Source organism: Streptomyces yamdrokensis (assembly GCF_053890455.1).
This window is the reverse complement of record NZ_CM132679.1, coordinates 572,159-597,098: the sequence shown is the minus strand read 5'-3', so window position 1 is coordinate 597,098 and position 24,940 is coordinate 572,159. Positions and strand designations below refer to the sequence as shown.

The 24,940-nt window shown below is 72.1% G+C and carries 26 protein-coding genes and 1 pseudogene; 13 read left to right on the top strand and 14 right to left on the bottom strand.

The features are described 5' to 3' along the window. The 3 genes from ACWZEH_RS02200 to ACWZEH_RS02190 all read right to left on the bottom strand — a co-directional run bounded on the left by ACWZEH_RS02200 (window position 1) and on the right by ACWZEH_RS02190 (window position 2,861). Window positions 1–939: a pyridoxamine 5'-phosphate oxidase family protein gene (locus ACWZEH_RS02200; protein ID WP_456195260.1), complete on the bottom strand. Its 939-nt coding sequence runs from the start codon at window positions 937–939 to the stop codon at window positions 1–3. Window positions 940–1,090: 151 nt separating this feature from the next. Beyond that, a complete protein-coding gene (locus tag ACWZEH_RS02195) occupies window positions 1,091–1,375 on the bottom strand; it encodes a DUF1876 domain-containing protein (RefSeq protein ID WP_456195259.1) in 285 nt (94 codons plus the stop codon). 664 nt (window positions 1,376–2,039) lie between these two features. After that, a complete protein-coding gene (locus ACWZEH_RS02190) occupies window positions 2,040–2,861 on the bottom strand; it encodes a universal stress protein (RefSeq protein ID WP_456195258.1) in 822 nt (273 codons plus the stop codon). A gap of 357 nt (window positions 2,862–3,218) precedes the next feature. On the opposite strand from ACWZEH_RS02190, the gene ACWZEH_RS02185 reads away from it, so the two are divergent. The 3 genes from ACWZEH_RS02185 (at window position 3,219) to ACWZEH_RS02175 (ending at window position 7,314) form a co-directional block, all read left to right on the top strand. After that, window positions 3,219–4,700, top strand: a complete 1,482-nt coding sequence (locus tag ACWZEH_RS02185; RefSeq protein ID WP_456200026.1) for a bifunctional aminoglycoside phosphotransferase/ATP-binding protein — start codon at window positions 3,219–3,221, stop codon at window positions 4,698–4,700. A 91-nt stretch (window positions 4,701–4,791) separates the two neighbouring features. Further along, window positions 4,792–5,823: an alcohol dehydrogenase catalytic domain-containing protein gene (locus tag ACWZEH_RS02180; protein WP_456195256.1), complete on the top strand. Its 1,032-nt coding sequence runs from the start codon at window positions 4,792–4,794 to the stop codon at window positions 5,821–5,823. Between the two features lie 420 nt (window positions 5,824–6,243). Next, a complete protein-coding gene (locus ACWZEH_RS02175) occupies window positions 6,244–7,314 on the top strand; it encodes a zinc-dependent alcohol dehydrogenase family protein (protein ID WP_456195255.1) in 1,071 nt (356 codons plus the stop codon). 92 nt (window positions 7,315–7,406) lie between these two features. On the opposite strand, the gene ACWZEH_RS02170 is transcribed toward ACWZEH_RS02175, so the two are convergent. Together ACWZEH_RS02170 and ACWZEH_RS02165 are read right to left on the bottom strand one after the other, a co-directional pair. Further along, window positions 7,407–7,694: a metal-sensitive transcriptional regulator gene (locus ACWZEH_RS02170; RefSeq protein ID WP_456195254.1), complete on the bottom strand. Its 288-nt coding sequence runs from the start codon at window positions 7,692–7,694 to the stop codon at window positions 7,407–7,409. A 576-nt stretch (window positions 7,695–8,270) separates the two neighbouring features. Then, entirely contained in the window at window positions 8,271–9,152 is an 882-nt protein-coding gene (locus ACWZEH_RS02165) for a universal stress protein (RefSeq protein ID WP_456195253.1), read from the bottom strand. A gap of 419 nt (window positions 9,153–9,571) precedes the next feature. Between ACWZEH_RS02165 and ACWZEH_RS02160 the strand changes: the two genes are divergently transcribed. Further along, window positions 9,572–10,138, top strand: a complete 567-nt coding sequence (locus ACWZEH_RS02160; protein WP_456195252.1) for an OsmC family protein — start codon at window positions 9,572–9,574, stop codon at window positions 10,136–10,138. A 7-nt stretch (window positions 10,139–10,145) separates the two neighbouring features. Here ACWZEH_RS02160 and ACWZEH_RS02155 read toward each other — a convergent pair whose 3' ends face one another. The 3 genes from ACWZEH_RS02155 to ACWZEH_RS02145 all read right to left on the bottom strand — a co-directional run bounded on the left by ACWZEH_RS02155 (window position 10,146) and on the right by ACWZEH_RS02145 (window position 12,133). After that, window positions 10,146–10,598: a universal stress protein gene (locus ACWZEH_RS02155; protein ID WP_456200025.1), complete on the bottom strand. Its 453-nt coding sequence runs from the start codon at window positions 10,596–10,598 to the stop codon at window positions 10,146–10,148. Window positions 10,599–10,839: 241 nt separating this feature from the next. After that, window positions 10,840–11,352: a flavodoxin domain-containing protein gene (locus tag ACWZEH_RS02150; RefSeq protein WP_456195251.1), complete on the bottom strand. Its 513-nt coding sequence runs from the start codon at window positions 11,350–11,352 to the stop codon at window positions 10,840–10,842. Between the two features lie 97 nt (window positions 11,353–11,449). Further along, entirely contained in the window at window positions 11,450–12,133 is a 684-nt protein-coding gene (locus tag ACWZEH_RS02145; RefSeq protein WP_456195250.1) for a DUF4389 domain-containing protein, read from the bottom strand. Between the two features lie 452 nt (window positions 12,134–12,585). Between ACWZEH_RS02145 and ACWZEH_RS02140 the strand changes: the two genes are divergently transcribed. Continuing rightward, window positions 12,586–13,062, top strand: coding sequence for an SRPBCC family protein (locus ACWZEH_RS02140; protein ID WP_456195249.1), 477 nt, complete (start codon window positions 12,586–12,588; stop codon window positions 13,060–13,062). Window positions 13,063–13,170: 108 nt separating this feature from the next. Here ACWZEH_RS02140 and ACWZEH_RS02135 read toward each other — a convergent pair whose 3' ends face one another. Then, window positions 13,171–13,398, bottom strand: a complete 228-nt coding sequence (locus ACWZEH_RS02135) for a DUF6480 family protein (RefSeq protein WP_456195248.1) — start codon at window positions 13,396–13,398, stop codon at window positions 13,171–13,173. A gap of 339 nt (window positions 13,399–13,737) precedes the next feature. On the opposite strand from ACWZEH_RS02135, the gene ACWZEH_RS02130 reads away from it, so the two are divergent. Beyond that, the gene (locus ACWZEH_RS02130) at window positions 13,738–14,748 is read left to right on the top strand and encodes a Ppx/GppA family phosphatase (protein WP_456195247.1); all 1,011 of its coding nucleotides are present in this window, start codon (window positions 13,738–13,740) and stop codon (window positions 14,746–14,748) included. 415 nt (window positions 14,749–15,163) lie between these two features. After that, window positions 15,164–15,295, top strand: a pseudogene (locus ACWZEH_RS02125) (TetR/AcrR family transcriptional regulator); the annotation flags it as partial. 288 nt (window positions 15,296–15,583) lie between these two features. Here the strand turns inward: ACWZEH_RS02125 and ACWZEH_RS02120 are convergent. Further along, a complete protein-coding gene (locus ACWZEH_RS02120) occupies window positions 15,584–15,826 on the bottom strand; it encodes a hypothetical protein (RefSeq protein ID WP_456195246.1) in 243 nt (80 codons plus the stop codon). A gap of 279 nt (window positions 15,827–16,105) precedes the next feature. Here ACWZEH_RS02120 and ACWZEH_RS02115 point away from each other — a divergent pair, with 279 nt between their 5' ends. After that, window positions 16,106–16,684, top strand: a complete 579-nt coding sequence (locus tag ACWZEH_RS02115; protein ID WP_456195245.1) for a Dps family protein — start codon at window positions 16,106–16,108, stop codon at window positions 16,682–16,684. 56 nt (window positions 16,685–16,740) lie between these two features. Here ACWZEH_RS02115 and ACWZEH_RS02110 read toward each other — a convergent pair whose 3' ends face one another. The 4 genes from ACWZEH_RS02110 to ACWZEH_RS02095 form a co-directional block, all read right to left on the bottom strand. After that, window positions 16,741–17,166 carry a hypothetical protein gene (locus ACWZEH_RS02110; protein ID WP_456195244.1) on the bottom strand — a complete coding sequence of 142 codons (426 nt, stop codon included), beginning with the start codon at window positions 17,164–17,166 and terminating at the stop codon, window positions 16,741–16,743. Between the two features lie 83 nt (window positions 17,167–17,249). After that, window positions 17,250–17,906 (bottom strand): class F sortase, encoded by a 657-nt coding sequence (locus ACWZEH_RS02105; protein WP_456195243.1) that lies wholly within the window; start codon window positions 17,904–17,906, stop codon window positions 17,250–17,252. Next, the gene (locus ACWZEH_RS02100; protein ID WP_456195242.1) at window positions 17,899–18,735 is read right to left on the bottom strand and encodes a DUF4397 domain-containing protein; all 837 of its coding nucleotides are present in this window, start codon (window positions 18,733–18,735) and stop codon (window positions 17,899–17,901) included. The genes ACWZEH_RS02105 and ACWZEH_RS02100 overlap by 8 nt, the downstream gene beginning before the upstream one ends. Before the next feature lie 105 nt (window positions 18,736–18,840). Then, window positions 18,841–19,482: a sigma-70 family RNA polymerase sigma factor gene (locus tag ACWZEH_RS02095; RefSeq protein WP_456195241.1), complete on the bottom strand. Its 642-nt coding sequence runs from the start codon at window positions 19,480–19,482 to the stop codon at window positions 18,841–18,843. Between the two features lie 165 nt (window positions 19,483–19,647). Between ACWZEH_RS02095 and ACWZEH_RS02090 the strand changes: the two genes are divergently transcribed. The 5 genes from ACWZEH_RS02090 to ACWZEH_RS02070 all read left to right on the top strand — a co-directional run bounded on the left by ACWZEH_RS02090 (window position 19,648) and on the right by ACWZEH_RS02070 (window position 24,917). Next, complete coding sequence (locus ACWZEH_RS02090) at window positions 19,648–20,661, top strand: MerR family transcriptional regulator (protein ID WP_456195240.1); 1,014 nt, start codon at window positions 19,648–19,650, stop codon at window positions 20,659–20,661. Window positions 20,662–20,904: 243 nt separating this feature from the next. Continuing rightward, window positions 20,905–22,152, top strand: a complete 1,248-nt coding sequence (locus ACWZEH_RS02085) for an NAD(P)/FAD-dependent oxidoreductase (protein WP_456195239.1) — start codon at window positions 20,905–20,907, stop codon at window positions 22,150–22,152. Window positions 22,153–22,255: 103 nt separating this feature from the next. Next, window positions 22,256–22,966, top strand: a complete 711-nt coding sequence (locus ACWZEH_RS02080) for an SDR family NAD(P)-dependent oxidoreductase (RefSeq protein ID WP_456195238.1) — start codon at window positions 22,256–22,258, stop codon at window positions 22,964–22,966. After that, the gene (locus tag ACWZEH_RS02075; protein WP_456195237.1) at window positions 22,963–24,189 is read left to right on the top strand and encodes a lycopene cyclase family protein; all 1,227 of its coding nucleotides are present in this window, start codon (window positions 22,963–22,965) and stop codon (window positions 24,187–24,189) included. Before ACWZEH_RS02080 ends, ACWZEH_RS02075 begins: the two co-directional genes overlap by 4 nt. Then, window positions 24,186–24,917, top strand: a complete 732-nt coding sequence (locus tag ACWZEH_RS02070; protein WP_456195236.1) for a methyltransferase domain-containing protein — start codon at window positions 24,186–24,188, stop codon at window positions 24,915–24,917. Before ACWZEH_RS02075 ends, ACWZEH_RS02070 begins: the two co-directional genes overlap by 4 nt. Window positions 24,918–24,940: the final 23 nt, after the last annotated feature.

Here is a 24,940-nt window from a genome sequence, read left to right as displayed (position 1 = left end):
TCACCGGTCGGCCGGAGTGATGCGGCGTCCGGTCAGGCTGGTGGGCCGGATCGACACCCACATCTCGCGTTCGTCCCCGGCCCACGGAGCGGTGTGGGCGTTTTCGTTCAGCCGCCGTATGCCGTCGGGGTCCGTGACCCGCCGCGCGGGGCCGACGGCGAGCACGCTCCAGCCCTGGCTCATGGCCTCGTCCATGTGGTCGACCTCGAAGGCGGTGTCCGATCCCACGGCCGCCGCGGGTACGGAGCCGGGGGAGGTCCGGAAGACGATCGCGTCGTCGACGACGTCGTAGTTCACCGGGACGACCGCCGGGCCGTCCGTGGTCGACACCGCGACGCGCCCCACCCCGTGCGTGGACAGCAGGGTGCGGCATTCCTCGGGGCCGAGGTCCAGGAGCCGGGGGTGGGCGAGCGCTGTTCCCCGGCCCGGTGGCATGTCGGTGCCGCCGCCGCGCAGGGCGTGGACCGTGGTGTTCAGTGCCGAGGCCAGGTTGACGAGCGTCGCCATGCTCGGATCGGCCTGGTGTTCCTCGAGGTACGCGAGGTACTCGGGCGCCATCCTGGCGCGGCGGGCCGTCTCGGCCCGGGTCAGACCCTGGCGCGCGCGTTCGGTGGCCACTCGCCGGCCGAGGTCGCCGGAGTGGGGTGCGCCGGCCGGCGGGGGCGTACCGGAGCCGGCACCCGGCCCGGCCGCGCCCTGCGGGCGGGACGGTTCCCGGGCCGTGGACGGTTCCCGGGCGGTTGCGGGCTCGTGTCCCGGACGCAGGATGTGAGCGTCGGATCCGGGAAACACGAGCGTCACCGCCTGCGTGTCCGACCAGCGCACGTCGTACGGGGGTGTCCCGTCCTTGTGGTGGAGCCCGACGATCTCACCGTCGCGCCTGGTGGCGCCGGTCGCCGGGCTTTCGATGACGAGGTGGTCGCCGAGGTGAGCTCGCATGATCGCCGCCCTTTGCTCAGAATCTTGCCATGTCCAACGTGCCACGCGTGCCGTTCGGCGGCTTGGGCCATCCGGCCTCCGGTACACGCACCGTGAGAACTCCGTCGCCCGGCCTCCCCGCGAGGTGCCCCGGCCGCTTCGCCCCCGTCGGTCACGTGGGCCAGCCGGAGACCGGGCGGGAGACCGGTCCCGATGCGCCCATGCCCTCGATGTCGCGCCCGGCGGCGTCCACCAACTGCCGGCCGAGGTCTTCCATGGCCCGGCCCGCCGCCAGTTCGTCGCCGATCTCCGGCACCTCCATGTCCGCCGGATTGCGGTGCGCGGCTCCGTGGCCGGTAAGCACCGTGCTTCCGGTATCGACCACCGCGCGCGCCTTCGTCGTTCCCTCGTCCTCGAAGAGGTGGAGACGAACCTTCCATTCCACGGTGTGCGGCATCGCTGTCCTCCTCGGCTCGGTGCGGACCGGACGGGGTTCGCCCAGGCCTCCCGGGTGGCACGTCCGGCGCCGACGTGTCCTCCCCGACGCGGTCCCGGACCCCGTCCGGCGAGTGTGCTCAAGGGACCGGAGAGCGCCGCCCTGGACGCGACGGGGCCCAGGATTCCCCGCGCTCGCCGAGGACGGACCCTTCACCGGTGCGCTGCCCGTTCCGCATCGTCGTCTCCAGCAGTGGCCCGCCGGCACCTCCGCCGGGAGAGTCCCATCACCGGCCGACCGTCGTATTCACCATCTTGTACGCGGAGTCCCCGTACGGCACGTCGGCCGAGACACCGACGCGAGTGCCGGCCGCTTCTCCGGTCACCGCCGAACACCGGGAACTTCGGTCACGGGACCGTCCGTCCTGGTGGGGCGGCCCTTCGAGCCTTGAGGGGGCCTTGCGCTGTGCCCGCCCGGGTCGCGCGGCCCGGCACCGCACCTCGCCGCGTTGCCACAGAGCCCTGGCAGCTCCGCCACGAGGGCTCTGTGGCGCCCTGCGATGCTTCCCCCCTGCCTGAAAGGCGTGGGCGGTACCCCCGGCACCGGACACGCGACCTCATCGGGCGCTCACAGTGCAAGGACCCCTGAGAGGCCGGCCCGTCGGCGCGTTGCCGGGGATGCGTTGTCATATCTGCGGCACGACCACGACCGGACACGGCGCGTGATGCAGCACGGCGTGATTGATCAGTCCGAGTTGCAGGCCGGAGTGCCCATGCCGCTTACCGGCCCCCACGACGAGCAGATCCGCGTCCGACGCGGCCGCCAACAGCGCGTGCCGTGCCGGGCCCTCGACCACCCGGCGGCTCACGGGGATGCCCCGGTACTGCTCCGCAGGGCCCCGCAGGGCGTCGTCGAGCACCTGCGCCGGCGGGCGCCGATGGGCCTCGAGGGCGTACCACGCGCCGGGCGGAGGTTCCGAGGGTGTGCCGACCGGCGCACTCCAGGCGTGTACCGCCACCAGCTCACAGCGCCGTACGTGCGCCTCGCGGAACGCGAACCCCACAGCGGTATCGCTTCCCTCGCCGTCCTCGACGCCCACGACGAGGTTCCCGAACCCGCCTTCCCGGTGTTCCGCCGAGCCCCGCACCACCACGACCGGGCAGTCGGCCCGCGCCGCCACTGCCAGACCGACCGAGCCCAGGAGCAGCCCGGCAAGGTCGCCCTGCCCTCTGGAGCCGAGCACCAGCGCGAACGCGTTGCGCCCCTTGCCGATCAGGGCGGAGGCGGCGTCCTCACGCAGTACCTCGCTCGACAGCCGTACCGCGGCGGCACCCCGCCCGGCACGCTCCGAGGCGGCGTTGAGCACGTCGGACGCCTCCTGATCCGGTGCCGCCGCGTGCACCAGGTGGAGGGGGAGCGTGTGCCGGGCCGCCTCGGCGACAGCCCGGTCCACCGCCTCCAGGCTCGCCTCGGACCCGTCGATGCCGACCACCAGGGGAATCGTCACCGCTCATGTCTCCTCTCGTCCCGGCACTCCGTCCATCCAGGTTCCGCCCCTCCACGGCTCCGCGTGCGCCGCGGGAAGGCAGGGGGTACTCCTCGACTGAGCAGAAGCGCCGTGCGCGGTGGACCGGCGCTTTCGGACGGGCGGACCCCTTCACCGTCATCCCAGCTTCTTACGAGACGGAGGCACGCGCCATGGAGCCAGCGATCACCGCCGGCCCCGGCGGCTCACCCGGGAGTTCTGCCGCCGGCGGCCGGGCCGCCGACGAAGCCCGGGCCGCCATCCACCCAGCACGCCGCCCTGCCGCGGTCGTCCCCCATGACTGAGGCGGACGACACCGCGTCGTTGCCGCGCGCAGAGATGCGTGAGACCCACACCGCGATCGTGTTCCTCGTCGGCGACCACGCCTACAAGATCAAGAAACCGGTCGATCTGAAGTTCCTGGACTACACCAGCGTGGAGGCCCGCCGGACCGCCTGCGAACGCGAGGTCGCTCTCAACCGTCGCTTCGCCGCGGACGTCTACCTGGGCCTGGGAGAGATCCGCAGCCCGCAGACGGAAGCACCCGAACCGATGGTCGTGATGCGCCGCATGCCGGCGGACCGCCGCCTGTCCCGGCTGGTACGCGAGGAGGCCGTCCTCGACGACATGCTCCGGGCCGTGGCCCGGCAGCTTGCCGCACACCACACGGACGCGCCCCGCAGCCCGGAGGTGGATGAACAGGGAACCCGGGACGCGTTGTCCTCCCGATGGGAAGCGAGCTTCGCACAGGTCCACGCCCTGGCCGACGAGCTCGCCCTCCCCGACGGCACGGACGAGGTCGAGCGGCTGGTGCGCCGTTATCTCGCAGGCCGCGAGCGCCTGTTCGACACACGCGTTGCGCAAGGACGGATCGTCGACGGCCACGGCGACCTGCGCGCCGAGGACGTCTTCTGCCTCGACGACGGCCCCCGCATCCTGGACTGCCTGGAGTTCGACGACCACCTTCGCCATCTCGACGGCCTCGACGACGCCGCCTTCCTCGCCATGGACCTGGAACAACTCGGCGCCCCGAATGCCGCGGCGTACTTTCTCGCCCAGTACAGCGAGTACTCCGGCGACCTGGTGACCCCGTCCCTGTGGCACCACTACGTCGCCTACCGCGCGTTCGTCCGCGCCAAGGTCTCCCTGATCCAAGCACGCCAGGGGGTCCCGGCCGCCGAGGTGACGTCCCGGAGACTGGTCACGGGGACGCTGCGTCATCTGCGCGCCTCCGCCGTCGGGCTGACACTCGTCGGGGGGCTTTTGGGCAGTGGGAAGTCCACGCTCTCCGGTGCCCTGGCCGACCGTCTGGGGGTGACGCTGCTCAGCAGCGACCGCCTGCGCAAGGAGTTGGCGGGCATCCCTGCCGAGCAGTCCGCGGCGGCCGACCACGGCGAGGGGCTGTACACGCCGGAGTGGACCGCGAGGACCTACACCGCCCTGCTGGACCGTGCGTCCACCCTGCTGTCCTCGGGCGAGTCCGTCGTCCTGGACGCCACCTGGTCGGACGCGGGACAACGCGAAGCCGCCCTGCGCGTGGCCGAACGCACCAGCGCAGACCTGGTGGCCCTGTACTGCCGGGTGCCCGGCGACGTATCAGCGGCCCGCCTCGGCTCCCGCACCCCCGGCGCGTCGGCATCCGATGCCGACCTCGCCGTTGCCACCGCCATGGCGGCCGAGGAATCACCGTGGCCCGAGGCCGTCACGGTCGACACCAGCGGTCCCCTGGAGACCGCGGTCGTCCAGGCGTTGGCAGCCGTACGCCCGTGGGACACCGGCCCCACGCCGGTCTTCCGCCGCCCCTGCATGCTGCCGGACTGACGAGACAGAGGGGAGCGACCCGGGCTCTCCGCGTTGCCCGCGAGCCCTTCGAAGGCGACAGTGGAGTGAGGCAGCGAGGGAGTGAGCAACGATGCGAGGACTCGTCCATCACGGTCCTGCACAGACCTCCTGGGACACGATCCCGGATCCCGTGATCGAGGAGGACACCGACGCGATCGTACGCGTCGACGCGACCACCATCTGCGGAAGCGATCTGCACATCCAGCGGGGAGACCTCCCCGAGGTCAAACCAGGGACGGTCCTCGGCCACGAGGCCGTGGGCGAAGTGGTGGAAGTCGGCCGCGGGGTGCACAACCGGCGGCCCGGACATCAGGTGATCGTGTCGTCCGTCTCGGCCTGCGGACACTGCCCGATGTGCCGCGCCAGCATGTACGGACAGTGTCACGGCGGCGGCGGATGGATCCTGGGAAACATGGTCAACGGGACGCAGGCCGAGTTCGTCCGCGTTCCCTTCGCCGACTCCTCCACGCATCGCCGGCCCTCCTCCCTTCCCCTGGGCGACGCGGTCCTGCTCGCCGAGCTCCTCCCCACCGCCTACGAGGTCGGGGTGCGCAACGGACATGTGGGCCCGGGGGACACAGTCGTCGTGGTGGGCGCGGGTCCCGTAGGGCTCGCCGCGGTCGTCGTCGCCCGCCTCTACTCGCCTCGCCGGATCATCGCGGTGGACCTGTCCTCCTCCCGGCTGGAAGCCGCCACACGCCTGGGTGCCGACGCCGCTGAACTGCCCGGGCGGTTGATCGCCGACCTGTCCGAGGGGCCGGGGGCCGACGTGGTCATCGAGGCCGCCGGCGATCCGGAAAGCTTCCTCCTGTCCACACGTGTCGTGCGCGCGGGAGGGCACATCGCCAACATCGGCATGCCCGGCAGCCCGGTCACGCTGCATCTGGAGGCTCTGTGGCGTAAGAACCTGACGATCAGCACCGGCCAGGTCGACACGTTCTCCACGCCGTGGCTGCTCGACCTCGTGGCCGTCGGACGCATCTCGGTCTCCCCCCTCGTCACCCACACCTTCGGCCTCGACCGGATGGAGGACGCGTACGAGGTCTTTTCCCGCGGCCCGGACACCGGAGCCCTCAAAGTCGTGCTGTACCGCGAGGCGTAGGCGCCGTCCCGGCAGCCGTATCCCTGATCTCCCCGTTCTCCTTCTCGCCTCTTGGGGGTTCTTGCACTATGAGCGACCTCATCGGGCGGGCATAGTGCGAGGACCCCTTAGGTCCGGGGGACCGCACGCGCCGCCGACACCACGGTGGTCTTCCGCCCGGATGCCGCCACCGGCGACGCGCGCGTCCCGCCCACCGGCGCAGGGCCGCACTGCACTTCGCTCCCCGGACCCACCGCGTCGCCGCGGTGGACTGCCCGGACGCGACGCGGGAGGGCGAATACGCGGACCCGGCCCCGTGCCCCGCTCGGATGCCGCTGATGGGCCGACCGGCCCGAGCGGTCCCCCACCCCGTCGGACAAGCTGGATGTACGGGGAGATTCCGGCACCGTGCCGGAGCCCGGTAGAGAGCGGAGGAGTGGCATGAAGGGCTACGTTTTCCACGGTCCCGGACAGGCCTCGTGGGAGGAGGTCCCGGACCCGGGCGTCAAGGAGTCCACCGACGTGATCGTCCGCGTCGACGCGGTGACCATCTGCGGGACGGATCTGCACATCCTCAAGGGCGACGTGCCCGAGGTGCGGCCCGGCACCGTACTGGGGCACGAGGCGGTCGGCGAGATCGTCGAGGTGGGCGGTGACGTGCGCACGGTGCGCCCAGGAGACCGGGTGCTGGTCTCCTGCATCAGCGCCTGCGGGCGGTGCCGCTACTGCCGGGAGGGTGTGTACGGCCAGTGCCGTGGAGGCGGAGGCTGGATTCTCGGTCACCTGGTCGACGGCACCCAGGCCGAATACGTCCGCGTCCCGTACGCCGACCTGTCCGTGCATCCGCTGCCCAGCGCGGTGACCAGTCAGGACGGCGTGCTGCTGGCGGACATCTTCCCCACCGCCTACGAAGTGGGCGTCCTCAACGGGAAGGTGAAGCCCGGGGACACCGTGGTCGTCGTCGGGGCCGGCCCCATCGGGCTGGCGGCCGTCGCGATGGCCCGTTTCTTCACGCCCGAGCGGATTGTCGCCGTGGACCTGACCGCCTCCCGGCTCGAAGTCGCGAGGAGCCTGGGCGCGGACGCGGTGGCCGACGCCCGTGAGGACCCCGAGCAGCTGGTCGCCGACCTCACCGGAGGGCTCGGCGCCGATGTCGTCATCGAGGCGGTCGGTGTGCCGGAGACGTTCGAGCAGTGCACGCGCATGGTGCGGCCCGGCGGGCACGTGGCCAATGTCGGTGTGCACGGCAAGCCCGCGACCCTGCACCTGGAAGACCTGTGGATCAAGAACGTGACCATCACCACGGGGCTCGTGGACACCCACTCCACGCCGACCCTGCTGCGGATGGCGTCCGCCGGTCGGCTGCCGGCGTCACAGCTGGTCACTCACACCTTCCCGCTGGACCGCATGGAGGAGGCCTACGGCGTCTTCGGCAACGCCGCCGAGACCGGTGCCCTCAAGATCGTGCTCGGCGGTCAACCGCACGACGTCGTCGCGGTGCGGACGACCTGAGGGGCCGGCGGCTTCCTCACCGTACCGGCGCTGGCGGGCCTCCTCGGCCTGCGGATGCGGCACGCGGTGGCGCGGCGCACGGTCCGGGCGGACTAGGCCAGGGACAGGAACAGTTTCTCCAGCCGGGCGCGCATCTGCTCGCTGTCCTCGCCGCTTCTGCGACCGGACTCGATGTCGGCCACGCACTGCTGCAGACCGGTCGCGATGATGGCGAAACCGGCCCGGTCGAGTGCGCGGGAGGCGGCGGCGAGCTGGGTGACGACGTCCTCGCAGTCGCGGCCCTCCTCGATCATCCGGATCACACCGGAGATCTGCCCCTGCGCACGGCGCAGGCGGTTCAGTACGGACCTGAGGTCCGCGCCCTCGAGTTCCAGTTCCACGGCCACTCCTCGAAAAATACCCCTAGGGGTACTCTACGTCCCGGTTCGGGACGGTGTCGACCATCAAGGATCCCTCATGCCGTGACCGGCCCTCTCCTCCCCGTCACCCTCGGAGCCCGCCACGTGAACGCCCGGCTCCACGAATTCACCGCCATCGACGTGTGCACGCCCGCCGAACAGACCTCCGGCCACCTGCCCGGCGCCCTGAACGCCCCCGGACAGGCTGGAGCACGGAACGCCAAGTCCGCTTCACAGCCGGGATGCCGGCGCTCCTCGGCTTCGTGTTCGGCCTGCTCGCGCACCCGGCCCCCAGCTCCCCGCAGCGGGTATCGCGGCCGGCCCGGTCTTCTGCGCGGTCGCTGAAATTTGTTGCATCACGCGCTCAGGGCGCCCGTGCCAAGGTCATGGGCGCCGTGGAGCTGCGCCGGTGTCGGCTGAGCCCGGAAGAAGCCCGCTGAGCCGAGTGGGACCGTGCCGACCGCTCCGGTCGACGAGGACGGGGGAGTCGCACAGGCCCGTGACGGATCACTGCGACGGGGCATTACGAGCGTGCAGGACGAGCCCGGCCGACGGCGGCTACCGCTCCTGCTCGCGCGGGACCACCAGGACCGGGCAGCGCGCATGGTGGAGGACGCCCTGGCTGACGGAGCCCAGCAGCATGCCACCGAACCCGCCCCGCCCGCGTGTACCCACGACCAGGCCGACCGCGTGTGCGGAAGCCTCGGTCAGCCTGTCCACCGGGTGTCCCTTCACGACCTCGTGGTGCAGCTCCACCTCGGGGCGGGCGGCGGTGTGCCCGGCCACCGTTTCGGCCAGCAGCCGACGGCACTCCTGAAGCGCCGCGTGCTCGTCCAGGACCCCGAGCAGCGGGGGATGCCACACGTACAGCGCGCGCAGGGCCGCACCGTGCAGAGAAGCCTCCTCGAAGGCGAAGTCGACGGCGGCCGCCGCGTGCGGGCTGCCGTCGACGCCGACCACCAGGTACGGCGGTTGCCGGGTGGTGTGCTCCGGCTCGCGCAGGACGACCACCGGGCACGCCGCGTGGGCGGTCAGCGGCAGTGCGACCGCGGCCGAGCCGAACAGTTGCCGTGGGGCGCCGAGATGGCGGGATCCGACGACGACCTGGGAGGCATGGTGCGTGTGCTCGGCCAGGACCCAGGCGGGGTGCCCCTCGGCCAGCTCCGTGGAGCATTCCACACCGGGACGGCGCGACCCGACGAAGGCGACGGCACGCTCGAGCACGTCGCTGCCCGCGGTGTGCAGTTCCTCCCTCCACTTCTCCCATGAAGGGAGGCTGCCCTCCTGCCGGTATCCGGGAACCGGTTCGCCCTGCGCGTACACGAGCACCAGAGGAAGGTGGCGACGGTCCGCCTCGTCGGCGGCCCAGGCGAGCGCCAGGCGCTTGTCCGGATCGGGATCGACACCGACCACGATCGGTTTGCGTCCGTCAGTACGCATCGTCAGTACCTCCAGAAAGGAGTGGTCCGGTTGTTTCGGCCGTCCGAGGGCCGGGCCGGGTCTCATTCCCGCACCATTGCGACGGGGCCGGCCTCCTGCGTACCACCAAGCCGCTCACGCTCCTCCTGCCGCTCGGACGGTTGTGTGCACCGGGTTCCGGCCCGATCAGGCTGCGCCGTGAACGGGGACCGGGGCGAGGGCCGGACGGTGCACGGTCATGTGGCGGTGGTTCCGGCCGGTGCCCTCCTGCCCTTGCGCGCAACCGTGATCGTTTCCCGCCGCGGCGAGCCTCAAGGGGACCTTCGGACCGTGATGTGGACTATTGGGCTCCAGAATCCCGGCGGCGAGGCGGCGAGGCGGCGAATTGGGAAGTGACCGGTTTTCGCGGTGGAACGAGCCGGCAAGGAGCCGAGACGAAAATGGAAACGCGCTGGGGGCGCACGGTCGACGTCACCCGTTTCGCCCCATGGGGCGCGTCGTTGTGGACACGTCGTGCGCACCACACGACGAGGGCGGGCCCGGGGTTTCGCCGACGGCCGGGGAAGTCCGGAGCGGCCGAGGTGGTGCCGATCGCGGGTGACGCTTTCGGGATCCGGATTCGCGGCCGTGTCCTGACCGTCGGCCAGCCGCTGTCCGGCGGAGGAAAGGACATCGCGCCCACACCCGTGGAGCTCTTCGTGGCGGCGGTCACCTCCTGCACGGCGCACTACGCGGGCCGCTGTCTCGACCGCCACGGTGTGAGCCGGGACGGCTTGTCCGTCCGTGCGGAGTTCGGCATCGCCGACGACGGGCCGGCCCCGGGGCGGCTCCCTCGCCCTGGCCGCTCCGGCCCCCGCCCTGCCGCCGCGGCCGGCCGTTCTGCGCGCGGTGGTCTCACACCGCACACGGTCACGAACACACGGGCGCTGGTCCCGGAGGTGGTGCTGGAAGTCCGGTGCGATGCCGGCCAGGTGACCGCCGGGGACACGGAGGCAGACTCGGCATGAGTGCCGGTCACCGGCCGGACTCCTGTTCCGGGCCGACCACGGTGACGGGGCAGGCCGCGTGCTGGGAACAGCGCTGGCTGACCGAGCCCAGCATCGCCCGGGCGAAGCCGCCTCGGCCACGGCGCCCCACGACGAGGAGCTCGGCTCCCTGCGAGGCCTGGATCAGCACCTCCGACGGGTCGCCCTCGACGAGGTGTTCCCTCAGCCCCGGCGGACGCTCGCTCCGAAAGACGGTGCGCAACTCCTCCGCGAAGCGCTCTTGGGCCTGCCGCAGGTCGAACTCGGGATCGCTCGCCGGCCCGCTCCAGCCCGTGGCGGACGGCGTGTCCCAGGCGTGGATCGCCTCCACGACACCGCCGACGGTACGGGCGTATCGGTCCGCCCACCGCAGAGCCGCGTGGGACGAAGACGATCCGTCCACGCCCACGACCACCCGAGGTGCCGGATCTGAGGACTGCATGGTCACCTCACTCAGCTGTCGTTGTCTGCGCATCTCCACGCTGCCGGGAACGACGCCGACGCGCCAGTGGAGCTGTCTGTCGGCCACGGTCGGTCCGCTCCTGAGCGGACCGACAGGTACGGGCGGGGGAGTGGAACCGGGCTGATCGGTATCCGTATCGAAGCCCCCGGGAACGGTACCCGTCTGGTGCGGGCGAGCCCGGCCGCCCACGCCCGCCGTTCATTCGAATGGTGTGCCGGCATCATCCGTCCACTCGGAGTTCCCCGGCGATGGCTGTCGCCCAGCCGTCGACGGCACGCCAGTCCCGGAAGTCGCCGAACCGGCCGCCCACCAGGCGAAACAGCAGACGTCCGGTACGGGGCAGCTGGTTCCCTTCGACGACACCGGAGAACAGGCGGTGGCTCCGGTACCCCAGACCTGGCGGCAGGCCTTCCTCGATCGCCGACAGCTCCTCGGCGGCCATACGACGCCATGGTCCGCGCAGCGCCGCGGGCATCCCGACGCTGAAGATCCACACGGGGCGGGGGGCGAGTACATCCAGGTTGTCCCGCACGAACCGCCTGGCCGGCGGCAGCCAGCTCTGTCCGTGTACGGCGCTGCCGAGGACGAACGAGCGGTAGGCGTCGGCGTCCTCCACCTCGGCCATGGGCCTTGCCTCGGCCTCCCGCCCTGCGCGGTTCAGGACGGCGGCCGTCCTCCCGGCGATCGTCCGGGTGGAACCGTACGTGGTCGCGTATCCGACGAGGACGTCCATGTGGACTCACCTTTGCGTCCCGGTGGGTGTGTTTCCCGGTCCTGCGGTGGGCCACGCCACGAGACCGGGCATCGCGGAGACCGGGGCTGGGGCGGAGTCATGCCGACTCCGACGGTTCGCGACCGCCCTGGTCGAGCCGGAAGGGGGGATACGTGTCAGTGAGCAGGGCCGCGTAGGCGGCCACGCGCAGCACCCAGCGGTTCAGCCCGAGCACCAGATCGAACAGACCGCGCGGGTAGCGTCCGGTGGCGGCCAGGGAGACACCGGCGAACAGGGTGAGCAGTCCGATGAGACCACCGCTGAACCAGCCCACGCGGACGCCGCCGAGGAAGAAGCCCAGGACCAGGTAGTGCGGGACGGCCAGGAACCACCACTTCACCAGGACGAGGCCGCGGGAGAGCTCCCGGGGGTACGTCAGTTCCCAGCGCGCCGGGTAGTCGGGGACGTCGGCGAGCGTGAACGGCGGATAGCGGTCGGTGCCCAGAGCACCGTATGCGTAATAGGCCACTCGCCAGCTCCACCGCAGTACACCGGTGTTGAAATCGAAGAGGGGCCTCGGGTAGCGACCGGTGAGGAGGATCGCGAAGAAGGCCGCCACGCTCACCCCCGCGAAGGCCACCCACAGGAAGACCAGGACGACGTAGTGCGGGAGGGCGAGCACCCATTTGATCAGCCACAGCCAGCGGGACAGCGGTACGTCGAGGACCGCTGTCAGCCGGGCGGGGTGGCCGGGCCGTGCCACCAGGGGGGAAGCCGCCGAGGACATGGAGTGCGAGCTCATGGGGACCGGTCCCTTCGGATGCCGTCGGCCGCGCCGGCCTCGCTGGGCGCGTGGTGGGGCGGTGCCGGTGGAACGGCGCCACGCCTCCCCACGGGTTCCGGGCCCCGCCCGGGTCCCCGGGCGGGGCCCGGTCGAAACGGCGGCGGAGGAAGGCGGAGCGGCAGGGCGATCACATGCCGCGCTGCTCGCGGCCCACGACCTGCCCGAAGAAGGCCGTGGCGCACGTGACGAGGCCGTCGGCGTGCAGTAGCAGTACCCGATTCCCGGCTGGGATCTCAGCGACGACCGTCCCTGCCCCGCGCGGTGGACCTGTCGTCCTGGAGCGGTGGAACCGGGCTGCCTCAACGACATCCGGTGTGCCGGGTGCGTCGGGCTGACGTGTCGAGGTCTTGATCCTCCAGACCCGGGTATCCGCGGTCGTGCAGGCGAACGACCACACCGAGGAGGAGACGATGAGCACGGTGAAGGAAGCGGTGGACGTCGAGGTTCCCGTCCACACCGCCTACAACCAGTGGACGCAGTTCGAGAAGTTCCCGGCCTTCATGGAAGGCGTGGAGGAGGTGCGGCAGCTCGACGACCGGCACGACCGCTGGGTCACCAGCATCGGCGGGGTGCGGCGCGAGTTCGACACCGAGATCGTCGACCAGCTGCGGGACGACCGGATCACCTGGCGGTCCGTCAACGGCGAGACACGGCAGCGGGGATCGGTCAGGTTCGAGCGGCTGGACGACACCCGTACCCGGGTCGAGCTCACCATGGAGGTCGATCCCTCCGGGGTGGCCGAGAAGGGCGCGGACATGCTCGGCATCATCGACCGCCGGGTCAAGGGAGACCTGCGCCGCTTCAAGGACTTCATCGAGGGCAGTGGTGGCGAGACGGGTGCCTGGCGTGGACGGATCCGGCCGGAGAATCCTGGGTCCACCCTCTGAAGACCCGAGGGGCGCCCGGCGGAGGAGCTCCTTTGCCGTCATCGGCCATCGACCGGCCGGCCGAGCCGCCCGGCCGGTCGTGCCGGTGCCCGGCGGCGCGCCGGGATGTCACGTGACCAGGGTCACCAGCATGCCGATCAGCCCGATCGCCACCAGCGCCACCACGACCATGATCAGAGCCAGCGACATCGCTCCCCAGCCCTTGCGCAGTTCGGGCGGCTCCGGATGGGAGATGCCATAGGTACCTCCTTCGGCGGGTGGCGTCTCACCGGGCGGCACCTCGCCGCCTGGTTCGACCCCCGGGGTTCGCCTCGGGTCGGGATCAGGAGTCGTCATGACGGACACTCCTTTCGGGGCTCGGGTGAGGACGTATGACGTGACGTGTCACTGGTGGGGCCGAGTGGTGCTGACGCCCTCGGTCACCGCACATACCACCAGGTCGCGGTCACTGACATGCCGAGTCATGGGACCGTCCCTCCATGGTGCGGGCGGTGGATTCACCGCCCGCCCGGCCCGAGTACCCGTAAGCGGCTGTTCCCCACGCTGTCGGCCACCCGGAAACGGCGGGTCCGGCGGCCCGGACGTCGCGCGGGGTTCCCGCCACCCGTGGAGACACCGCGGACCGGGCGTACCGCCTGTCGTTTCGCCCAGCCCGGACGGGGTAGGGCAGGCCCAATGAGGGTCAGCGTGGTGGACACGGGGTCGAACACGGTCCGTCTGGTGGTCGCGGACGTGGAGGGCGGCGTTCCGTTGCCGGTGCACACGGCGAAGTGGAAGCTGCGCCTGTCCGAACAGACCGAGGCGGACGGCACCATCGGCGACAGCGCGCTGGAGCAGATGGCCGAGGCGGTGGCCGGGGCGGGGCGTACGGCGCGGCGTTGGAAGGCGGCGGAGCCCCTGGCGTTCGGCACCGCCATCGTGCGTAACGCACCCAACCGCGCCGAGGTGCTGCGCTTCGTGCGTCAGGAGACCGGCATACCGATGTGCACGCTCGCGGGGGAGACCGAAGCCGAACTGACGTTCCTGGCGGCTCGCCGGTGGCTGGGCTGGCGCGCCGGCCCGCTGGTCCTCCTCGACATCGGGGGCGGCTCACTGGAAGTGGCCTTCGGACGAGGTCGTTTACCCGAGTTCGCCGCTTCCCTCCCGCTCGGCGCGGGTCGCCTGACCCGTGAGTTGTTCCCCGTGGAGGACGCGCCCACCGACGCCGAGCTGAAAACCCTCCGCCGCAGGGTTCGCCATGTGCTGCGGGACGTGGCGGCCCGGATCCGGTGGGAGCGCCCGGCAACCGCCGCACTCACCTCCCGTACCTTCCAGCAGCTGGCCCGCCTCTGTGGCGCCGCCCCAGGACGCCAAGGTCCGTTCAGTCACCGGAGCATGGACCGCGGGGACCTCCGCGAGGCCATCGGTGTCCTCGCCGCGCTCCCGGTGGACGAACGCGCGCAGCTGCCGGGCATCACCGCGCCCCGGGCCGCACAGAGTCTGGCCGGAGCGGTGGTCGGCCACACCGCGCTGAAAGTCATGGGACTGCGCGAGGCCACGGTCTGCCCGTGGGCCATCCGCGAGGGTGTCATGCTGCGCTGTATCGAGGACGGCCCCGACTGGTGGACGGAGATCGCCCAGAACTCCGATGCCTTCGCAGCGCAGAAGGACACCCTCCGCCTCGCCGCCGGTCCACTGGCCGGCTGAGCCGGGGAAGGCCGCGCAGAACCCCCGGCGTGGCACCGGTCGGTCCGGCGGTGTGCGGCGAACTCGCCTCCGGTCCCTCCATCAACGGGTGTGAGCAGTTGAGGTGCAGGAGATCCCGGTGAGATCGACCTCGCTGGGGTTCTCCCGGCTTCTCCGGGCGTTGCTTCTCCGGGCGTCCGGCCTGGCCGGAACCGAAACCGGTGTTCTCCTCGTCGGTTGCCGCGGATTCGGGCCGGCGACCGGATGGTCCGACGCTTCCGGGGCCTGCGGACGGCGTCGCGCCACTTGCTGTGGTGGCGGCCGATGCGCTGCGGGTGTCGATGCCGTGGATTGCGGCCCACTGGTGCACGGTCCGGCTCAGCCGGGTGACCCTGGGTGTCAGGTACAGCCCCGGATCCAGGAGCCGAGGTGAGCGACGATCGCGAGGTTCGTGCTCGACGCCTATGCGCCGGCCCGTGAGGCGGCCGATCCGGAGGCCGCGGTGGACGAGATCTCCCGGATGACCGAGGCGGCCTGGGAGGCCACCTGCCCCTCTCGACGTGCGTGAGGAACGGTTCCTCCCGGCAGGACAGGGGCCGGTCGGGCATGAGGAGCTTCGGCTTGCCCGTCGGGACGGTGTTGACTTCCCGGACACGGCGTTCGGCGCGCTCGGCCGTGGACCGGCTCCAGCGGCCGTCCGTTGCGCTCTGCCCAGCCTTGGGGGGTCGCCTTCGGAGCCGGTGCCCGGAGCGATCGTGCTCGTGATCGCGTTCTTCCCGAGTTGCCCCCCGGGGCGGCGAAGCCCGGGCCTGCGCGGGATACGACGAACGGCCCAACGGGTCGGGTGTGCCGGTCGTCAGTCCTCGCCGTCGTCCTTGGTGGCGTCGGGGTCGCGGAAGGGCCGCAGGCCCTGGCCCGGCCTGCCGGTCTTGATGCCGAACCGGTAGCGGCCCAGGAAGTCGAGGTGCCGGTCCTTGAACGGGGAGAGCCGGGCGACGTCCGGGTACGTCTCGTGCTCGGCGACCGGGCCCAGCTTCTCGGTGAGGAGCTTCGACGTCTTGGCCAGGAGGCGGGCTGCCCTCCCCGGTTGCGGCATCATCGCAGGCCGCTCCCGGTCCGACGCCCGCCGCGCGGGGCTGACCAGCCGGTTCGCCGTCAATACCGCGGACAACCGGTGGCAAGGGGCTGCGACAAGCGGTCAAGGTGCGGGGCGGCGGCGGTCCTCGTTCCGCTTCCGGGTGGCCGCCGGCGACGGCACGCCCGCGGGCCTGCTCCGAACCGGTGAGATGAGACGGGCGGGACGTGGCCGTACGCCGAGATCGCGGTGATCGGTGCTTGTCTGGTCGTCTCAGCATCCAATCGCACAAGGAGCGCCGCCGTGCCGTCACAGAATGCGGACATCTCGTACACCGTGCCCGGGATGAGCACCCAGGACAGCCAGCACATCAGCGATTTGCTGCAGACGCGTCTGCACGCCCTCAACGACCTCCACCTGACGCTCAAGCACGTCCACTGGAACGTCGTGGGGCCGCACTTCATCGCCGTGCACGAGATGATCGACCCCCAGGTCGACAAGGTCCGTTCCATGACCGACGACCTCGCCGAGCGGATCTCCACACTCGGCGGACAGCCCAACGGCACCCCGGGCGCACTGGTGGACCGGCGCACCTGGAACGACTACTCGATCGGCCGGGCGGAAGCGATCGAGCACCTCGGGGCCCTCGATCTGGTGTACACCGCCGTCGTCAAGGACCACCGTGAGGCCATGCAGGCCACCGAGACGTCCGATCCGGTCACCCAGGACATGCTCATCGAGCAGTTGCGGGGACTGGAACTCTTCCAGTGGTTCGTCCGCGCGCACCTGGAGTCCAGCGGTGGCAAGCTCAGCACCCGCGGTGCCACCACGGAGACCGGCGCCGCCAGTCAGGCGGCGGACCAGGCGCGCAGCCAGCCGTGACGTCCCCGGGGGTCGCACCGGCCCGGATCACAGGCTCCCGGGGTGTCGGCCGGGTGTCAGCCGCTCCTGCCGGGCCGCTTCGCGGCACGATGCCGCCTCAACCCCCAGATGACCGCGGCCACGGCGGAAGCACCCAGCACAAGACGAGCCGCCCGGGCGACGGCGTCCTCGGGGGTGCCGGTGCGGTGTCCGCATGTGGGTACCACGCGAAGTGTGCGGTCGGCCCCCGCGGACGGTGGTGGGGCGGTCTCCCCCGCCGGGGACAACTCCCGCGTGATCCGTTGCCAGACCTGCTCCGGGTGGGCGGCCGGCAGGTCCGGCTCCTCGACGCTGCGTGCGGCGGCCACGACACGTGCCATCCGGCCCAGTTCCTTCCTGCACCGGATGCATACGGCGATGTGCCGCAGAGCACTGGCGTCGTCGCTCGAAAAGCCGTTCCCCAGTGCCAGCTCCACCAGGTGCGCGGGCTCGACGTGGTCCACCACAACCTCCTGTTCCCCGCGTTCCGCCTTCTGTTTCCCCGCCCGTACCGGGCGAGGGCCCGCACACGGATGCGTGCTCCCGCTCATTCCCGGACCGGCTCCGCCGTGACGACCACGTTGGCCAGGTAGCCGCCCTGGTCGGGGACGAACGGAGGCGCGCAGGTGATGAGCGTGAGAACCGGGGGACCGGTCCGGCGGAAGGCGGAGGACGGAAGGTCGTCCTTCGGTACCGTCGTACGCGCGACGACCCGGTAGACAGCCGGTCCGGCGTCGGCGCGGCGCACCTCCACCCGGTCTCCGGGCCGTACGCCGGAGAGTGCCGCGAACTCACCGAGGGCGCCCGACTCGCTGTCCACGTGTCCGACGAGCACGGCTGAGCCCCGAGAGCTTCCGGGCGCCGGGCCGAAGCGGTACCACCCGGCTACGGTGGGATTCGAGGGGATCGCCAGTGCGCCCTGCTCCGTGACGCCGACCGGCCGTACCGGGGCGTCGAGACCCACGTCGGGCACCAGGACGCGCCGGGGCGGTGGAAGCGGGCGCTCGGGGTGATGACCCGGATCCGGGCCTGTCGCGGTGGAACCGGGGTGCTCGGCCGGTCCGGCGGCCCGGGCCGGCACCGCCGGACCGAAGTCGGGCGGGGGAGCCGCCCGGTCCGCCGGGGAGGCCGCCAGGGTGAGGACCCCCGCCAGGGCGGAGGCCGTCACCGCGAGACCGCCGAGTCGTCGCCCCTTCTCAGCCACGCCGGCCCACTGCCCGGCGTGCCATCAGGAAGCCGCCGGCCAGTGTGACCATGCCGCCCGCGGCGGCCCAGGCCAGCCACTGGTCGGAGGAGTTCGTGGCGACGGCGGCGCCGTTGCCGCCCGCGTCGACGGCGTTGGGTGCCGATTCCATGCCGCTGAGTGTCTGGGTCGCCAGCGCCAGGTTGTCGTCGTCGGCGCTGCCCCAGGCGTAGACGATGCTGCTCGTGCCCTCCTCGAGGTTCAGGTCGGCCGGGCCGATCGCCACGGTCTCGGTGCCGGCCAGCACGACGTCGGCCGAAACGGTGCCGGAGTCGACCACGGTGGTGTCCTCCTTCGGGTTCTCCAGGCCCTTGAAGACCGGCTGCTCGCCCGCCCGGACATCCACGGCCGGGGCGGCTGCGACGTGACGCACCGTCAGTCGTGTCTGGCCGGCGTCCACCTCCGAGACGTCGTTGACGAACGCCGTCAGCTGGGGCTCGCCGTCGGCGGAGAGATGGGCCGCGACGGTGGCGTTCGCCCCGGCCGGCACCTCGATCTCCTTCTCGACGGCAGGGGTGCCGTCGGGGCCCTGGCCGGCTTCGAAGACCTGGATGTCGTAGGTGCCCGCGTCGAGGGCCTGCGGGTCGGTCACGGTGCCGGGCTCGAAGTCGCCGAGCAGTTCCTCACCGTTGGCGTAGACGTCGACGGTCAGGCCGGGAACGCCGTGGAAGACGGACACCATGGCCGGGTCGTCGGCGGAGGGGGCCGCCATGGCGGGTGCGGTGACGCCGAGGACCAGTGCGCAGGCGCCGGCCGAGGCGGCGAGAGTGAGGGGGATTCGGGAGGTCATGAGGATCGTCCCTTCGTCGAGAGGTTCCGCCGGTTTGCGGTATCTCATCCGTGTTTCGCGCACGGGTGCCGTCGTGGATGCGCGGGGCAGGGAATTCCTGTGCGGCTAGTGACCTGAGTCGGAGATTCGTCGGCGGTAGGCGGCGGACTCGTCGGAGAGGCCCTGCTCCATCGCCTCGCGCAGCCGGTGCAGGCCGCGTCGGGTGTGGCTCTTCACGGTGCCCAGGGGCATTCCGGTGCGTTCGGAGATCTGGGCCTGGGTCAGGTCTTCGTAGAACGCCATGCACAGAACCTCGCGCTGGTGGTGCGGCAGACGGGACAGGGCGTCGACCAGGAGCACCCGGTCCAGGACGTCGTCCGGGGCACTGGCCTCCCGGCGGTGCGAACCGGCGTCGTGCGCCATCGAATCGATCACTGTGAGACGTTTCGTCCTGGCTGCCAGGGCGTCGACGATCTTCCGGCGTGTGATGCCGACCAGCCAGGCGCCGAGCGGCCCCCGCTCCGGACGGAAGCCGGTCCGTCCGCGCCAGGCGCCGAGGAACACCTGCTGGGTCACGTCCTCGGCCTCGTGGGTGTCGCCGAGCGACCGGGTGGCCATGGTGTGGACGAGTGAGCCCCAGCGCAGATAGACGGCTGCGAACGCGTTCTCGTCCGCGGCTCGCAGGCCACGGGCCAGTTCGTCCTCGTACGGGGTCCTCTGCGCGGCCGGGGAGTGGTCATCGGTGGATCGCGTGTTCGTCGTGCTCATGGCACGTTCCTCCTGCCGTGGAAGCAGTGCGGGGCGCAGGGCCGCCTGTGGAGCGGACCAGGCGGGCGTGTGCCGTGACGGCCGGGCGCGTACTGCCCAGTGTTGTGAGCCGAAACGACGCACACAACACGCGTCGGTTGTGCGTCGTAAGGTGAAGGTGTGGGAGTGAACGAGAACGATGCCGACCGAGCGGGTGCGCGGCGCGGTGGCGGGCTGACCACCGGTGAGGTGGCGCGGCGCCTCGGGGTGGCGCCCACCACGGTCCGGTCGTGGGACCGCCGCTACGGCCTCGGCCCCACCGCGCACACCGGTGGCCGCCACCGCCGCTGGACAGCAGAGGATCTGGCCCGGCTGGAGCGGATGTGCGCCCTGACGACGACCGGGCTGCCGCCCGCCGAGGCCGCCCGCCTGGCGCTCGGCGAGGCAGGTCCAAACGCGGCACCGCGTGATCCAAACGCGGCACCGCGTGAGAGGAAGGCCGCTTCCGTACCGCGACCGGCGGCCCGCGCCGGCAGACGGGCCGGCACCGGTCTGCGGCTGGGGGACGTGCGCCAGGAGTGCAGGGGAGTAGCCCGTGCGGCCCTGCGCCTCGACGCCGCCGCTCTCGACGAGCTGCTGAGGGCCGTGATCGAGGAGCACGGCCTGGTCACGGCGTGGACGGAGGTGATCATGCCTACGCTGCAGGCGGCCGGCCGCAAGTGGGAGATTTCCGGAGAGAGGTATGTCGAGGTCGAGCACTTCCTGTCCTGGCACGTCTCGGGTGCTCTCCGGCGCCACGCGCCGCCCGTGGCCGCCGTCCGGTCCGGTGCCACCACGGTGCTCGCCTGTGTTCCCGCGGAGAACCACACGCTGCCGCTGGAGGTACTGGCGGCCGCACTGGCCGAACGTGGCCTTCCCGTGCGCATGTTCGGCGGCGCGCTGCCCGTCGAGTCGCTCGTGACCGCCGTACGCAGGACCGGTCCGGCCGTGGTGGGGTTGTGGGCGCAGTCCCGTACCACGGCGAGCCGACCGCTGGCCCAGCATGTCGCGGCGATCGAGTGGGGTGTGCGCGGAGCCCGCCGGAAGCCGCTCGTCCTGACACTCGGGCCCGGCTGGGCCGGGCAGACCGTGCCGAGGTCGCCGCATCCGCCGGGACTGGCCGAGGCCGTCGCGGCGGTGGAGTCGGTCGTGCTCAGGTGATGTGACTCAGCCTGTCGGGTAGGTGATCGCGGTGGCGCCTGGTCTCGCCGGACGGAACGTGCTCGGGTGGACCGCGTGAGGGTCCGGTCCGGTCGTCCGCGAACGACGGACCGCGAACGACACGTTCCGTGCCGCAGGGAGCGCCGCAGGGAGCGCCGCAGGGAGCGCCGCAGGGCGAAGCCCCACTCCAGTCGTACAGAGGTTCGCGTCCAGGGAATCGAAGGACGTCGAAGGAAGAGGAACATGACCACTCAACACGGTCGGAGCCCCGACACGGTCGTCGTCGGAGCGGGTCTCGCCGGTCTGGCCTGCGCTCTGGACCTGTGCCGCGCCGGGCGGCGTGTGGCGCTGCTGGAGGCCTCCGACGGTGTGGGCGGCCGGATGCGCACGGACCGGCGCGAGGGTTTCCTGCTGGACCGGGGATTCCAGGTGTTCAACACCTCGTATCCGCAGGTGAAACGGCGCCTGGACCTGCGGAGTCTACGGCTGAGGCCGTTCACCCCGGGCATCATCGCGCACACTTCGACGGGGCCCGTGCGCCTCGCCGACCCGACCCGGCGGCCGAAGGGAGCGGGGGCGCTGCTGCCCGGGAGGGCCCTGCCGGCCCGCGACCTGGCCGCGCTGGCCGCGCTCACCGCGCGGGACGCCCTCCTGCCCGCCCGCTCCCTCAAACACCGTCCGGACCGCTCCACCGCCGCCGCCCTGACCCGCGCCGGGCTGTCGGCCGCGACGGTTGCCGAGATCATGCGCCCGTTCCTGTCCGGCGTCTTCCTGGAGGACCGGATGGAGACCTCGGCGCGCTTCTTCCATCTGGTCTGGCGGAGCATGGCCAGGGGAACGCTCTGCCTGCCCGCCGACGGCATCGGCGCCGTGCCGGCCCAACTGGCTGCCGGCCTCCCCGAGGGCGTGCTCCGGCTGCAGACGCCCGTCGCCGGGGTCACTGCCTCGGGGGTGCTTCTGGCGGACGGCCGTGAGCTGCCGGCCACGTCCGTCGTGGTGGCGACGGAGGCTGCCGCCGCGGCCCGTCTGCTGCCGGGCCTGGCCGTGCCGGACGGCCGTACGGTCACGACGTACTACCACGCGCCGGCGCGCACCCCCCTGGCCGAGCCGACCCTGGTCGTGGACGCCACCGGCGGGGTGCTGAACACCTGTGTGCTGAGCGAGGTCGCTCCCGCCTACGCGTCGTCCGGCACCGTGCTGGTCTCCAGTTCCGTACTGGGCGAGGACCGGCCCGGGGCGGATGAGGCCGTGCTCCGGCGCCTGGCCGAGTTGTACGGCACGGACACGAGCGGCTGGCGCCAGGTCGCCGTGTACACCGTCGAGGGGGCGCTGCCCGTGATGGAGCCGCCCTGGCCGCTGAGCCGCCCCACGCGGTTCGCCCCGGGCCGGTACGTCTGCGGAGACCACCGGGCGACCGGTTCGGTGCAAGGCGCGCTGGCCTCGGGCACACGGGCCGCCCGGGAGGTGCTCCGCGACCCGGTGCCCGGCTGACGGCCGGGCGTACCGTTTCCGCCGCATCCACCGGCGGCCGGTTTACGGAACACACGGTGGAGAAGCAGAGCTGGTGATCTGCCCCTGCGATCGGGAGCGAGACGTGAACCTCAATGGCGCGCGCGTGCTGGTGGCCGGCGCCACCGGTGTCCTCGGCCAAGCCCTCACCGCGGAACTGGCCGGCAGGGGGGCGCGCCCGGCCCTCGCCGGCCGTGATCCGGCCCGCCTGGCCCGGGCCGCCCAGGCGTACCCGGACGCTCCGACCTTCCTGTTCGACGCCTACGACCCCGCGTCCTGCGCCCGCGCCGTTCATGGCGCAGCGGCCGAACGGGGCGGGCTGGACGCCGTCGTGACGGCCTTCGGGTCGGTTGCCTTCGGCCGGGCGGAGGAGGTCGGCGACGAAGTCGCGGAGTACCTGATGGCGGTCAACGTCCTCGCCCCCGCCGCCTTCTTCCGTGCCGCGCTCGCCGTCATGGAACCCGGGTCCGCGATCGCCGCCGTCACCGGCGTGGTCGCGGAGCGTCCGCAGGCGGGCATGGTCGACTACAGCGCCTCCAAAGCCGCGCTGAGCGCCTGGCTCGGCGCTGCGCGCCGCGAGGCACGAACCGTCGGCATCCGGGTCCTGGAGATCCGGCCCGGCCATCTCGACACCGGCTTCGCGGACCGGTCCGTAGCGGGCACGGCCCCGCCGATGCCCGAAGGGGGCGACCCCCGCCAGGTCGTCGCAGCCGTCGCCGACGCGCTGGAAGCGGACGCCGAACTGCTGCGCACGGCCACGGACGGGACACTCCTCGTCGAACGGCGCGCCAGGTGAGCCGACCTTCCCACGCACCCGGTGAGACGTCCGACGTGGTCATCGTCGGCGGTGGCGCGTCCGGGCTCAGCCTCGCGCACCGACTGGCGGCGTCCGGTGCCTCCACCACCGTCACCCTGGTGGAGGCACCGGACGGTCCGTGCCGGCCCCCCGAGCGGACCTGGTGCTACTGGGATCAGGGCACGGGCGACTACGACCAGGCGGTCAGCGCCTCCTGGTCCCTGCTGCGCGTCCACGGCGCCGACGGCGACGCGATCACCCTGAACCCGGCTCCGCTGCGCTACCGCATGCTCCGGTCCACGGAGTTCGAACGGCTGGTGCACGCCCTGCTGGCCCGTTCCCCCGGCGCACACGTCCTGCGCGCGACGGCGGACACGGTACGCGACACGGCCCACGGAGCGGAGGTCCGCTGCACGACCCCCGACGGCCGTGCACTGACACTGCGTGCCCGCCACGTGTTCGACTCCCGCCCGCGGCGCACCCTGCCACCGGCCCGGACACAGCTGATGCAGCACTTCCGTGGCTGGTTCGTGCGCACGGACGCGGACCGGTTCGATCCCGCGGTGGCCGACCTGATGGACTTCCGGGTACCGCAGCCGCGCCACGGGCTCGCCTTCGGCTACGTACTGCCGCTGGCACCGGACCGAGCGCTCGTCGAGTACACCGAGTTCTCCCGCGCTCCGCTGACCGCCGAGGTCTACGACGCGGCGCTGGCCGGCTACAGCCGCGACATCCTGAAGCTCGGTGCGCTCACGGTGGAATCGACGGAGCAGGGCGTCATTCCCATGACGGACGCGCGCTTCGCCCGCCGGACCGGGCCCGCCGTCTTCCGGATCGGGACGGCGGGCGGCGCGACCCGCCCGGCGACCGGCTACACCTTCGCCGCCGTGCAGCGGCAGAGCCGGGCCATCGCCACCGCCCTGCGCGACGGACGGGCGGTCGCACCCCCACCGCACGGACGGCGGGCGCTCGCCATGGACGCGGTGTTGCTGCGGGCCCTGGACACGGGCCGGATCGACGGCCCCGACTTCTTCACCGGCCTCTTCCGCCGGATCCCGCCGGAACGTCTGCTGCGGTTCCTGGACGGGGCCACCTCGCCCTGGGAGGAGTGGGGCATCGGGCTGCGCGCCCCCGTCGGCCCCATGCTGCGGACCGCCGTCGAACTCCCCTTTCTGTCCCGCCGATCCCACCCCGACCCACGAATCGGAGACAGGCACCGATGACACTGCTGCGCGACCACGATCTGGCCCGCGCCTTCGACCACGCCTCGCACACCTACGACCGCCTCACGGCCCTCAACCCCGGCTACCGCACCGACCTCCTGCGTTCAGCGCGACGGCTCCGACTGCCCCGGGCCGGCGCAGGTCTGCATGTCCTCGACCTCGGCTGCGGCACCGGCACCTCCACCCGGGCCCTGCTGCGGGCCGCGCCCCGCGCCCGGATCACGGCCGTCGACGCCTCGTCGGGCATGCTGCGGCGCGCACGGGCCAAACCGTGGCCGGGCCGAGTCCGCTTCCAGCACCTGACGGCCGAGGAGGTGGCCAGGACAGGGGAGGAACCGTACGACGCGGTCTTCGCCGCCTACCTGTTTCGCAACGTCACCGACCCGGACGGTGTCCTGACGTCCGTCCGGTCCCTGCTGCGACCGGGCGGCCGGCTCGTCGTCCACGAGTACAGCCTCAGCGGCTCGGCCGCCCACCGGGCTCTGTGGACGGCCGTGTGTCGGGGGATGATCGTTCCCGCGGGAACGCTCAGCGGCAACGGCGCTCTCTACCGGCACCTGTGGCGAAGCGTCATCGACTTCGACACCGCCCCCGCCTTCACCACGCGTCTGACGGCCGCCGGGTTCACCGGCGTGCGTGCCGCCCCCGTCGCCGGATGGCAGACCGGCATCGTGCACACCTTCCTGGCCCGCAACGGTCTGGCCGCGGCAGCGGAGTACGCCCGGTGACCGCCCCCCGCCGCACGGCTCGA